Annotated in this window: 7 protein-coding genes; 1 reads left to right on the top strand and 6 read right to left on the bottom strand. The window is 70.7% G+C overall.

Annotated elements, in window-relative coordinates; genetic code table 11:
* Positions 1-53: 53 nt before the first annotated feature.
* From ACFV8T_RS15985 to ACFV8T_RS16010, 6 genes are all read right to left on the bottom strand, one after another.
* Positions 54-3,815: a S8 family serine peptidase gene (locus tag ACFV8T_RS15985; RefSeq protein ID WP_385327905.1), complete on the bottom strand. Its 3,762-nt coding sequence runs from the start codon at positions 3,813-3,815 to the stop codon at positions 54-56.
* A gap of 104 nt (positions 3,816-3,919) precedes the next feature.
* Positions 3,920-5,071 carry an XdhC family protein gene (locus ACFV8T_RS15990; RefSeq protein ID WP_385327906.1) on the bottom strand — a complete coding sequence of 384 codons (1,152 nt, stop codon included), beginning with the start codon at positions 5,069-5,071 and terminating at the stop codon, positions 3,920-3,922.
* Positions 5,072-5,182: 111 nt separating this feature from the next.
* Entirely contained in the window at positions 5,183-6,634 is a 1,452-nt protein-coding gene (locus ACFV8T_RS15995) for an NCS2 family permease (protein WP_385327908.1), read from the bottom strand.
* A gap of 294 nt (positions 6,635-6,928) precedes the next feature.
* Positions 6,929-9,313 carry a xanthine dehydrogenase subunit D gene (gene pucD / locus ACFV8T_RS16000; RefSeq protein ID WP_385327910.1) on the bottom strand — a complete coding sequence of 795 codons (2,385 nt, stop codon included), beginning with the start codon at positions 9,311-9,313 and terminating at the stop codon, positions 6,929-6,931.
* Positions 9,314-9,315: 2 nt separating this feature from the next.
* Positions 9,316-9,909, bottom strand: coding sequence for a (2Fe-2S)-binding protein (locus ACFV8T_RS16005; protein WP_385327911.1), 594 nt, complete (start codon positions 9,907-9,909; stop codon positions 9,316-9,318).
* 2 nt (positions 9,910-9,911) lie between these two features.
* The gene (locus ACFV8T_RS16010; protein ID WP_385327913.1) at positions 9,912-10,802 is read right to left on the bottom strand and encodes an FAD binding domain-containing protein; all 891 of its coding nucleotides are present in this window, start codon (positions 10,800-10,802) and stop codon (positions 9,912-9,914) included.
* Positions 10,803-11,062: 260 nt separating this feature from the next.
* On the opposite strand from ACFV8T_RS16010, the gene ACFV8T_RS16015 reads away from it, so the two are divergent.
* Complete coding sequence (locus ACFV8T_RS16015) at positions 11,063-12,802, top strand: PucR family transcriptional regulator (protein WP_385327914.1); 1,740 nt, start codon at positions 11,063-11,065, stop codon at positions 12,800-12,802.
* Positions 12,803-12,913 lie beyond the last annotated feature (111 nt).

Raw genomic sequence — 12,913 nt, forward strand, 5'->3', positions numbered from 1 at the left:
CACGCACCCCCGCCAGGGGGTGCGTGGCCGCCTCAAGAGCGAAGCTCAGCAGGTCACTTCAGGCCGAAGGCCCGGATGATCTCCTGGTCGACGCCCAGCCCGTCGGCCGCCTCGGCGTGCGCCTTGAGCGAAACGAACGAGCCGGCCTTCTTCGGGGTCTTGAACCGGGCGGTCCAGGAACCGGCCGCGTCCTTGCGGAGCTGCACCGCGTCCCAGGTCTTCCCGTCGTCGTAGCTGACCGACAGCGAGGCCCCGGTGGCCTTCACGGCACCCTTCAGCCACTCCTGCGTACCGGAGGCGAGACCGACCTCGGTCCACTTGCCCGCCTTCACGTCGCCGGCCAGGTCGGTGTCGACCCGGTAGTCCAGCTGAAGCATCGGGATGTCGGCCTGGAACGGGCCGTTCTCGTCCATGGCACCCGAGACGAAGTTCCACTCGGTGTGGGTGCGGGTGGACGTCTTCCACACGTCGCCGTCCCGGGCGGAGTCGAGGACGAAGCGGTACGGCAGCTTCTCGGGCGAGACGTCCCAGGCGAAGCCCGCCCGGCCCGCGGCCTTCTTGATCAGGGTGTCGCCCTGGTAGAAGGCCGTGGTGGTGGTGTCGTACTCGTCCTCCGGCATGGCGCCCGAGTGGCCCGCGCCCGAGTCGGTCCACGGGGTGAAGTTGTACTGGATGTCGTTGTAGACGGACCGGAACGGACCCCAGTAGCCGGTACCCAGACGCGGGCGGGCGATCGGTGCGAACCATTCGGCCGGGTAGGTGCGGCCGGCCGTGTAGTCCAGCTCGCCGCTGCGCATCTCCTGGGCGGAGTCCGTCTTCGTGGCGTTGAAGACCGAGTGGTTCTCGTACCAGAAGGAGGCTCCGGGAAGCGGGGTGACCCACTCGTCGCGGGTGCCGGGGAACTTCTCGTACTCCTCGAAGCCGATGCCCGGACCGTAGTCGGGGATGTCGTAGCGGTAGCCGCCGCCGAGCATGTCCTTGTGGCCGTAGAAGGTGTTCTCCACCTTCGCCAGCCGGCCGGCCGACGGGGCGTACTCCAGCGAGCGGTCCGGGACGACACCGTCGTGGCGGTCGACCAGGTCGTACACGTAACGGGCGAACTTCCGCTGGGCGATCGTCACCTTCGAACCGCGCCGCGCCACGTCGATCAGCTTCTCGCCCGCGAGGCGCTGGACCGAGGCGACCGGGACGGCGGTCTCGGTTCCGTAGGGGGCGTAAGACTCCATCGCGACGCCGTCGCCGTCGTTGACGACGAAGAGCGCCCTGGCGCCCGCGGCCACCGCGTTGGCGGCCCGGTCCTCGGGAGCGACCGCGTCGCTGCGGCGGATGACGACCGCCTTGCCCTTGACGTCCAGGCCCTTGTAGTCGGCCACGGCACCGTTGCCCGCGAAGACGGCGGCGAGCTTCTGCGTGCTGCTCTCCGCGACCGGCGAACCGCCCTGCGCGGTCACCGGGACATCACGGCCGCCGGCCGTCAGGTCGATCAGCTTCTCGCCCTGCCGCCAGCGGGTCAGGAAGGAGAAGCTGCCCTGGGTGACCTTCTTGGTGGGGCTCGCCCACAGCTGGTCGTACATCAGCGGGATCTGGTAGGCGTCGCGCTGGACGGTACCGTTGGGTGCGGTACGTGCCATGTCATATCGCAGCTGCCTGGTCTCGGTCTCCTTCGGCGTCCGCACGGAGACCTTGCGGGCCTTGGACGCGTCGAGGGTGACCGTGGTGGCCTTGTCGAGGATGACCTCGGGGGCCGCGAGGAAGGCCAGGGCCTTTGAGTCGGCGCGGTCGCCGGCGATGTCCGCCGCCGCCCAGGTGGTGTAGTTGCCCGGCGGCAGCCGCAGCGTGGTCTCGCCCGGGACCGCGACGGGCTGCAGCTGCGGGTCGCCCAGCGCGCCGAGGACGACGGTGCCGTCCATCGGCTTGCCGTCGCGGTCGCGGAGCTTGAGCGTCAGGTCGTACAGCTCCTGCTCCTTGTTCAGGGCGAAGCCGGTGTGGGCGACGGTGGTGCCCGCCGCGTCCTTGGCGACGACCTGTCCGGAGAACCGGGTGTTGTTCGCGACCTTCGACGGGTCCAGCGAGAGCACGGCCTCGGCGGTGGAGCCGGCCGGGACGGTCAGCTGCTTCGTCGAGAGGGTGTAGGCGTCGGCGTCCGTGTCCGTGGCCAGGTCCAGCGTGACGTCCTTCGCACCCGTGTTGCGGTAGGTGATGGTCCGCTCGGCGACCGGGTCGGACGGGGAGTGCGGCCAGTCGTACGAGGCGACCGCGACGGAGCCGGTGGCCTCGATCGTGGTGTCGACCGCCGCCTTCACGTCGAGCCGGCCGGTGCCCTGCTGGTACGGGGTGTAGTCCGGGAGCTCCTTGGACGAGCTCATCAACGTGTCCTTGATCCGCTGACCGGACCAGTCGGGGTGACGCTGCTTCAGAATGGCTGCGGCGCCCGCGACGTGCGGGGTCGCCATCGACGTACCGGACATCGACTGGTACATCCCGTCGATGCCCGGCACCGACTGCGAGGCGGCCGCGTTGATGTCCACGCCCGGTGCGGAGAGGTCGGGCTTCAGACCGTAGGACCTGACCAGCGGGCCCATGGACGAGAAGTCCGCGCGGTTGTCCTTCTTGTCGACGGCGGCGATGGTGAGCGCCTTCTCCGCCGACCCGGGCGAACCGATGGTGCCCGCTCCGTAGGCGTTGCCCGCGGCGATCACGAACAGTGGACCGCCGTCGGCGGAAAGGGCGTCGACGGCCTGGGACATGGGGTCGGAGCCGTCGTCCGGGATGCTGGAGCCGAGGCTCATCGAGACGACGTCGGCGCCTTCGGCCTTCGCCCACTCCATGGCTTCGATGATGCCGGAGTCGGCACCGGAGCCCTCGTCGCTGAGCACCTTGCCGATGATCAGGTCCGCGCCCGGGGCGACGCCCTTGTTGACGCCTTCGGAGGCGGCGCCGGAGCCCGCGATCGTGGAGGCGACGTGGGTGCCGTGGCCGTTCCGGTCGACGACCTCCTCGCCCGGCACGAAGCTCTTGGTCTTGAGGATGCGGTCCTTGACGTCCGGGTGCGTGGCGTCGATGCCGGTGTCCAGGACGGCGACCTTGGAGCCCTTGCCGTCGTATCCCTCGGCCCACGCCTGCGGGGCGTTGACCTGCGGCACGGAGTCCTTGAGCGCCGCCTCCGCACGGCCGTCGAGCCAGAGCTTGGCGATGCCGCCGTCCAGCGAACGGGCCGCGGGGGCACCGGCTATGCCGTTCCAGAAGGTGCGGGCGGTGTCCTTGCCGGCCTTCAGCGCGGCGCCGTGGATGCTCTCCAGGGTGCGGACCTTCTTGGCGCCACGCGGGGCGGCGGGCAGCGAACGGCCCTTGCCGGCCGGGTAGGTGGCGATCAGCGGAATGCCGCCCGACCGCTTGTCGTCGTACCCCATCTTCGCGAGGGCGGAGACATTGAACAGCCTGCGGTCCAGTTTCCCGGCCGCGAGCAGCCCGGTCGCCTCGTCGGGCAGTACGTAGATGTCGTCGCCGGCCTGCTGGACATGCACCCCGCCGGTCGCACCGTCGGGGCGGTCCACGGTGACGGTGTCCTGCTTGCCGACGCCGTCCGTGTAGTGCACGACATCGCCCGTGAGCAAGGTGATGTCGTACTCCTCGACGGGGGCGCCGGCCTGGCGGTCGGCGGTCGGACGGAGCCCGCCCGAAGCGGCGGAAGCGAGGCCGGCTGCGGGGACCAGCGCACCGCTCACGAGGGCGACCGCGGTCGCCAACAGCAGTGCTCTGCGTCCCGCGCGGGCGGATCTCGCCCGGCCGGAAGCGGAGGGAGGAGTAAAAGTCATGCTGCTGATCTACCGGCAAATGCATGGCTACGGTTGAGTTCACACCTGGCGTGAAACCGCCGTGGCGGCAACCCGCCCGCAGTGGTCGGGGTCCGGAGGCCGGTTCAGGCCACGGATGTGATCACTCCGGTCGGCGGCCGGCCGGCCTCGTGATGGATCGGGGTGTGCGCGCCCTTGAGCGGAACGCCGCTGCCGCCGCGCCGGTCGGCGACGATCTCAGCGGCGATCGACAGCGCGGTCTCCTCGGGGGTACGTGCTCCGAGGTCGAGGCCGATCGGCGAGTGGAGCCTGGCCAGTTCCAGCTCCGTGACGCCGACCTCGCGCAGCCGGTCGTTGCGCTCCAGGTGGGTGCGGCGCGATCCCATCGCCCCGACGTACGCGACCGGCAGCTTCAACGCCAGTTCCAGCAGCGGGACATCGAACTTGGCGTCATGGGTGAGGACGCACAGGACGGTGCGCGTGTCCACGTCGGTCGCCGCGAGGTAGCGGTGCGGCCAGTCGACGACCAGCTCGTCGGCCTCGGGGAAGCGGGCCTTCGTGGCGAAGACCGGGCGGGCGTCGCACAATGTCACGTGGTACCCGAGGAACTTGCCCGCCCGGACGAGTGCCGAGGCGAAGTCGATGGCCCCGAAGACGATCATCCGGGGTGGTGGGACGCTCGATTCGACGAGCAGGGTGAGCGGTTGTCCGCAGCGCGAGCCGTCGGCGCCGATGACGACACCACCGGTGCGGCCCGCGTCGAGCATGGCGCGGGCGTCGGCGGCCGCGGTGCGGTCCAGTTCCGGATGTCCGCCGAGCCCGCCCTCGTACGAGCCGTCGGGGTGGACGAGCAGGGGGCGCCCGAGGAGTTCCGCCGGCCCGTCGGTGATCCTGGCGAGGGCCGCCGCCGTCCCCCCTGCGGCGGCGGCGAACGCGGCGGCGAACACCGCCCGCGCGGGGTCGTCCGCACGGACCGGTGTCACCAGGATGTCGATGACGCCGCCACAGGTCAGTCCGACCGCGAAAGCGTCCTCGTCGCTGTAGCCGAACCGTTCGAGCACCGCGGTGCCGTCGTCCAGCGCCTGCCCGCACAGCTCGTACACCGCGCCCTCCACACACCCGCCGGAGACGGATCCGATCGCCGTGCCGTCACGGTCGACGGCGAGCGCGGCTCCGGGCTGCCGGGGCGCGCTGCCGCCGACCGCCACGACGGTGGCCACGGCGAAGTCGCGTCCCTGCTCGACCCACCGGTTGAGCTCTTCGGCGATGTCCAGCATGGCGTTTCTCCTTCTACGGATGTGCGGAGGGGCAGGAGGGACAGGAAGGACAGGAGGGACGGCGCGGGAGGTACCGGTGCGGACCGGCTGTGGTGCGGACCGGCTGTGGTGCTACTTGGCGCCGATCCAGCTCTCGATCGGGCTGAGCGCGAAGTACACGACGAACACGCCGGTCAGCACCCACATGAAGACGCCCACTTCACGGAACTTGCCCTGCGCCGCCTTGATCGCGGCGAAGGAGATCACCCCGGCGCCGACACCGGCGGTGATGGAGTAGGTGAACGGCATCAGCGCCACGGTCAGGAAGACCGGCACGGCGACGGAGCGGTCGCTCCAGTCGACATGGCGGGCGTTCTGCATCATCATCGCGCCGATCACGACCAGTGCGGCGGCCGCGATCGGCCCCGGCACGATCTGGGCGAGCGGGGTGAAGAACAGTCCGGCGGCGAAGAGCACACCGGTGACGACGGAGGACAGACCGGTGCGGGCGCCCTCGCCGACGCCGGTCGCCGACTCGATGAAGACGGTCTGCCCGGACGCCCCGGAGACGCCACCGATCGCGCCGCCCGCACCGTCGATGAACAGTGCCTTGGAGAGACCCGGCATCCGGCCCTTGCTGTCGGCGAGACCGGCCTCGGTACCGACACCGATGATGGTCGCCATCGCGTCGAAGAAGCCGGCCAGCACCAGGGTGAAGACGATCATGCCGACGGTCATGACGCCGATGTCGCCCCAGCCGCCGAACTCGACATGGCCGAAGAGCCCGAAGTCGGGCATCGAGACCGCGCTGCCCTGCAGTTCGGGCGCGCTGCCGCCCCATGCCTTGGGGCTGATGTCGCCGACCGCGTTGACGATGACGGCGAGGACCGTGCCGACGACGATGCCGATCAAAATCGCGCCGGGCACATTGCGGGCCTGGAGCATGAAGATGAGCAGCAGGGTGACGCAGAAGAGCAGTACGGGCCAGCCGGCGAGCTGCCCGCCGACACCGAGCGTGACGGGGGCGCCCTTGCCGACGAAACCGGCGTTGACCAGGCCGATCAGCGCGATGAACAGGCCGATGCCGATGGTGATGCCGTGCTTCAGGGCCAGTGGTATGGCGTTCATGATGACCTCGCGCAGCCCGGTGACGACCAGCAGCACGATCACGGCGCCGTACATCACGCACATGCCCATGGCCTGCGGCCAGGTCATGTGGGGTGCCACCTGGGTGGCGAGCACGCCGGAGACGGAGAGTCCCGCGGCGAGGGCGAGGGGCACCTTGCCGATGAAGCCCATCAGCAGGGTGGACACGGCGGCGGCCAGGGCGGTCGCCGTGATCAGCCCGGCGTGGCTGAGCCGGTGGCCCGCCGCGTCCGGCCCGGACAGCAGGAGCGGGTTGAGCAGAAGGATGTAACACATCGCCATGAAGGTGGTGATACCGCCGCGCACTTCGCGTGCGACGGTGGAGCCACGGTCGGAGATGTGGAAGTACCGGTCGAGCCAGGATCTTCCGGCGGGGACGCGCGAGCCCTGGCCCGCGTCCTCCGCACTGGTCCTGGGCTCCACTGACTGCTGGGTCATGATGCCTGACTCCCAAGGTTCACAGGGGCACCCGCGATGAAGAATCGATATGCGGGATTTGGGATGACTGCGCTGGCGGCACGACCCGGGGGACGGCCCGAGGCGAACTGTTCATGCAGAGTGGAATGTGACGTGTGACGTGGTACATGTGCGGCAGCACCCGCACTCCTGGTGCTGCGGTACTTCGGGTACCGCGGACTGCGGGTGCTGCGGTTCCCCGGGCGGTGCGGGCAGCGGAAGTGTGACGTTCCTGGGAGGCACACACCGCCCGGAGAGATCGTGTGGAGCCGAGGCTCAGGTGCCGGTGAGGTGCTCGGGGCGCACCGGCGTCCTGTTGAGCTCCAGGCCCGTCGCGTTCCGGATCGCCGCGAGGACGGCCGGGGTCGACGACAGGGTGGGGGCCTCACCGATGCCGCGCAGCCCGTACGGGGCGTGGTCGTCGGCGAGTTCGAGCACATCGACCGGGATGGTCGGGGTGTCGAGGATGGTGGGGATCAGATAGTCCGTGAAGGACGGGTTGCGCACCTTCGCGGTCTTCGGGTCGACGATGATCTCCTCCATGACGGCGACACCCAGGCCCTGGGTGGTACCGCCCTGGATCTGTCCTTCTACGGACAGCGGGTTGAGTGCCTTGCCGACGTCCTGGGCACAGGCCAGTTCGATGACCTTGACCAGGCCGAGTTCGGTGTCGACCTCGACGACCGCGCGGTGGGCGGCGAAGGAGTACTGGACGTGGCCTTTGCCCTGTCCGGTGCGGAGGTCGAACGCCTCGGTGGGCCGGTGGCGCCACTCCAGCTCGATGTCGACCGCCTCGTCCTCCAGTACGTCGACCAGGTCGGCCAGCACCTCGCCGCCGTCGGTGACGACCTTGCCGCCCTCCAGGAGCAGTTCGGCGGTGGCCCACGCGGGGTGGTACGTGCCGTACTTGCGGCGGCCCATCTCCAGGACCTTCTCGCGGACGGCCTCGCAGGAGTGCTTCACGGCGCCGCCGGTGACGTAGGTCTGCCGGGAGGCGGAGGTGGAGCCGGCCGAGCCGACCTGGGTGTCGGCCGGGTGGATGGTGACCTGGGCGACGCCGAGTTCGGTACGGGCGATCTGGGCGTGGACGGTGACGCCGCCCTGCCCGACCTCCGCCATGGCCGTGTGCACGGTCGCGACCGGCTCGCCGGCGATGACCTCCATGCGCACCCGGGCGGTGGAGTAGTCGTCGAAGCCCTCGGAGAAGCCGACGTTCTTGAGGCCGACCGCGTAGCCGATGCCACGTACGACGCCTTCGCCGTGGGTGGTGTTGGACAGTCCGCCGGGCAGGGCCCGTACGTCGGCCTGTTCGCCGGCCACCTCCCACTGGCGCTCGGGCGGCAGCGGCCTGGCCTTGACCCGGCGCAGCAGTTCGGCGACCGGGGCGGGCGAGTCGACGACCTGTCCGGTCGGCAGCAGGGTGCCCTGCTCCATGGCGTTGAGCTGCCTGAACTCGACCGGGTCCATGCCCAGTTCGGCGGCGAGCTTGTCCATCTGGGCCTCGTAGGCGAAGCAGGCCTGCACCGCGCCGAAGCCGCGCATGGCGCCGCAGGGCGGGTTGTTGGTGTAGAGCGCGATGGCCTCGATGTCGACGTCGTCGATGACGTACGGGCCGACGGAGAGCGAGGAGGCGTTGCCGACCACGGCCGGGGAGGCGGATGCGTAGGCTCCGCCGTCCAGCACGATGCGACATTTCATATGTGTCAGCTTGCCGTCGCGGGTGGCGCCGTGCTCGTACCAGAGCTTCGCCGGGTGCCGGTGGACGTGGCCGAAGAAGGACTCGAACCGGTTGTAGACGATCTTGACCGGCTTGCCGGTGCGCAGGGCGAGCAGGCAGGCGTGGATCTGCATCGACAGGTCCTCGCGGCCGCCGAAGGCCCCGCCGACGCCGGAGAGCGTCATGCGGACCTTGTCCTCGGGCAGGCCCAGGACCGGTGCGATCTGGCGGAGGTCGGAGTGGAGCCACTGGGTGGCGACGTACAGGTCGACGCCGCCGTCCTCGGCGGGCACGGCGAGGCCGGACTCGGGGCCGAGGAAAGCCTGGTCCTGCATGCCGAAGACGTATTCGCCGCTCACCACGACATCGGCGCGGGCCGCCGCCGCGTCCGCGTCGCCGCGGACGATGGGCTGGCGGTGCACGATGTTGGGGTGCGGTACGTGCCCTGCGTGGTGGTCGTCGCGTCCCTCGTGGACGAGGATCGCGTCGGGGGCGGTGGCGGAGGCCTCGTCGGTGATGACGGGCAGTTCGCGGTAGTCGATCCTGATCTTCGCGGCGGCGCGGCGGGCCGTCTCCGGGTGGTCGGCGGCGACGAGCGCCACCGGTTCGCCGTGGTGGCGGACCTTGCCGTGGGCGAGCACGGGGGTGTCCTGGATCTCCAGGCCGTAGTTCTTCACCGAGGTCGGCAGGTCGTCGTAGGTGAGTACGGCGTAGACACCGGACGTGGCGAGCGCCTCCGAGGTGTCGATGGAGACGATCTCGGCGTGCGCGACCGTGGAGCGCAGTGTGTGGCCCCAGAGCATGTCCTCGTGCCACATGTCGGAGGAGTACGCGAACTCGCCGGTGACCTTGAGGATGCCGTCGGGGCGGAGCGTGGACTCGCCGATGCCGCCCTTGGTGCGGGTGCCCTGGTTGATGCTGGTGGGGTTGCCGGTTACGCCCATCGTCAGACCGTTTCTTCCGCGCGGGCGGCCGCGAGGCGGACCGCGTCGAGGATCTTCTCGTAGCCGGTGCAGCGGCAGAGGTTGCCGGAGAGCGCCTCGCGGATGTCCGCGTCGGACGGTTCCGGGTTGCGCTCCAGCAGCTCGTCGGCGGCGACCAGCAGGCCGGGGGTGCAGAAGCCGCACTGGACGGCTCCGGCATCGATGAACGCCTGCTGGATCGGGGAGAGTTCACCGCCCTCCCGGGTCTCCTCGCCGGCCGGCCCGGCCTGCCACTGCCGGGCCTTGTCGAGCGCCGTGCCGCACGCGCCGGAGGCGCAGCCGCTGCCCGGGTGCTGCTCGGAGCGGTGGGCGGCGAAGTCGGCGAGGCCTTCCACCGTGACGACCTCGCGCCCCTCCACCTGGCCCGCCGCGACCAGGCAGGAGCAGACCGGCACACCGTCCAGGCGGACCGTGCAGGAGCCGCACTCGCCCTGCTCGCAGGCGTTCTTGGAGCCGGGCAGGCCCATCCGTTCACGCAGCACGTAGAGGAGGGACTCGCCCTCCCAGACGTCGTCCGCCTCGTGCCTGCGGCCGTTGACCGTGAAATTGACGCGCATGATCAGGCAGCTCCTTCGGTGCTGCGGCCGTTGCCGCGGTACGACTCCCAGGTCCAGCCGAGGGTGCGGCGGGCCATGATCCCGACCGCGTGCCGGCGATAGCTCGCGGTGCCGCGCACATCATCGATCGGGTTGCAGGCACCGGCGGCGAGCGTGGCGAACTGCTTGGCGATGGACGGGGTGATGATCGTGCGGCTGTCCCAGAACCCGCCCTCTTCGAGCGCGGCGTTCAGGAATTCCTCGGCCGCCTTCGCCCGTACGGGCGTGGGGGCGGCCGAGCCGATGCCGGTGCGCACCGTGCGGGTCTCGGGGTGCAGGGCCAGGCCGAAGGCGCAGACGGCGATGACCATCGCGTTGCGGGTGCCGACCTTGGAGTACTGCTGCGGCCCGTCTGCCTTCCTGATGTGCACGGCCCGGATCAGCTCGTCCGGTTCGAGGGCGTTGCGCTTGACGCCGGTGTAGAAGGCGTCGATCGGGATCATCCTGGTCCCGCGTACGGATTCGGCCTCGACCTCGGCGCCCGCGGCGAGCAGCGCCGGGTGGGCGTCCCCGGCGGGCGAGGCGGTGCCCAGGTTGCCGCCGACGCCGCCGCGGTTGCGGATCTGGGGCGAGGCGACGGTGTGCGAGGCGAGCGCCAGTCCGGGCAGCTCGGCCCGCAGGTGCTCCATGATGTGGCTGTACGGGACGCAGGCGCCGAGCCGTACGCTCTCCTGGCCCACCTCCCACTCGGTCAGCTCTCCGATGCGGTTCAGGTCCATGAGGTACTCGGGCCGCCGGTGGTCGAAGTTGATCTCGACCATCACATCGGTGCCACCCGCGATGGGCACAGCCGTCGGGTGCTCGGCCTTGGCGGCGAGCGCCTCCTCCCAGCTGGCGGGGCGAAGGAAGTCCATGAGTGGCTCTCTTCTTCTCAATCGGGTCGTTCACTGGGGGCGGGGTGCGGCCGGCCCTCGACTGGTCGTTCATGTGTTGTTAACGCGGTGTGGGGCCAAGTACACAAGCCGTGCTCCACCCGGTGCAGTCACCGAAACCATGAAGGAGTTGGCTGGTCGATCTCCTCGTCTTGTAGATTCGAACGAATGGCGGGGATCAGTAACCTCACCGCAATACCCAGTTTTCACCCGCACCAACGAAAGAGATCGGCGGCGACGAGATGCGGCTGCGCGCACTGCTGGAGACCGACGCGCTGGGCCTGCGGCTGCTCGGCGGCGAGGACGAGCTGGACCGTTCGGTCCGCGGCGTGATGACCACCGACCTGCGGGATCCCAGCCGCTATCTGTCGGGCGGCGAGCTGGTCCTCACGGGCCTGGCCTGGCGCCGGGACGCGGCGGACTCGGAGCCGTTCGTACGGATCCTGGCGGGTGCCGGCGTGGCCGGGCTCGCGGCGGGCGAGGCGGAGCTCGGCGACATCCCCGGCGATCTGGTGGAGGCGTGCGCGCGGCACCGGCTGCCGCTCTTCGCCGTCCATGAGACCGTCGCGTTCGCAACGATCACCGAGCATGTGGTGCGCCAGGTGTCCGGTGAGCGGGCGGGCGATCTGGCGGCGGTCGTGGACCGGCACCGCAGGCTCATGACCTCGGGCCCGGCGGGCGGCGGGCCCGAGGTGGTCCTGGATCTGCTCGGATCCGACCTCGACCTGCATGCCTGGGTGCTCTCCCCCACCGGCCGGCAGATCGCGGGCGCCGGTGAAACGTCACTGCCCGGACCGGTCGGCGCCGCGCTGGCGGGCCACCATCTGGCCGCCACCCGCACCGGTCACCGCCCCCCGCACCGGGCCACGGTGGATGGCACCGCGTATTCGCTCTTCCCGATCCGGAACACCGGCCGCGGCGCCGTCCCGGCCTCCCGCGACGTCCGTGAGTCGGTGCTCTCGGACTGGCTGCTCGCGGTCGAGGCGGACGCGAGCGACTGGCCGCCGGCCCGGCTGGATCTGCTCCAGGGCGTCACCCAGCTGATCGCCGTCGAACGGGACCGGCGCGACGCGGCCCGTACGGTACGCCGCAGGCTCGCCCAGGAAGTCCTGGAACTGGTCCAGACGGGTGCCCCGCCGGCCGAGATCGCCGCCAGGCTGCGGGTCGCGGCCCCGGTGCTGCTACCGGGGCTCGGGTCCGCGCCGCACTGGCAGGTCGTGGTGGCGCGGGTCGAGTGGGGCGGCGCGGAGGGCCAGTCCGCCGCCGGCGCCCCGGCAGGGTCCGGTTCCGCAGTCGCCGGCGGCCCGGTCGCCCAGGCGCTGCTGGAGGAGATCCTGGTCGACCCCGCGGTCACCGGCTCCGACTCGGCGGACCGGATCGCGGTCGCCCATACGGGCGAGGAGGCCGTCGCCCTCGTACCGCTGCCCGCCGTCACCGCGCCCGCGCCGGACCGGGACGCCGCGCACACCGAGGCGGGCGTGGATCCCGCGCTCCATGCCGATGTGCTGCTCGCCGCCGTCCGCGAACCGCTCTCCGCGGGCCTCGCCGACGACGGCCGGCTGACCCTGGGTGTCAGCGCGGCCGTCCATTCGCCCGAGGGACTGCGCGGTGCCCTGGAGGAGGCCCGGCACGCCCGCCGGGTGGCGGCGGCCCGCCCCGGCCGGGTCTGCGCGGCCGGACACCACGAGCTGGCCTCGCACGTGCTGCTGCTGCCGTTCGTCCCCGACGACGTGCGCCGCGCGTTCACCGCACGCCTGCTCGACCCGCTGCGCGACTACGACCGGCGCCACCGCGCGGAGCTGATCCCGACGCTGGAGGCGTTCCTGGACTGCGACGGATCGTGGACCCGCTGCGCGGCCCGTCTCCACCTGCACGTCAACACGTTGCGCTACCGGGTGGGGCGAATCGAGCAGTTGACGGGACGTGACCTTTCGCGCCTGGAGGACAAGCTCGATTTCTTCCTCGCCCTGCGTATGAGCTGATTTCCCGGCCCTGTCACGGCTGTTGGCGGCTCCGTTCGTTTGTGAAATCTTTCACCTGAGATTGAACGACCCCTTGGCCCGGCGTGCAGATCCGTGCTGAGATGCCGCCAG

This window comes from Streptomyces sp. NPDC059832, from assembly GCF_042731715.1.
Taxonomy (GTDB): Bacteria; Actinomycetota; Actinomycetes; order Streptomycetales; family Streptomycetaceae; genus Streptomyces.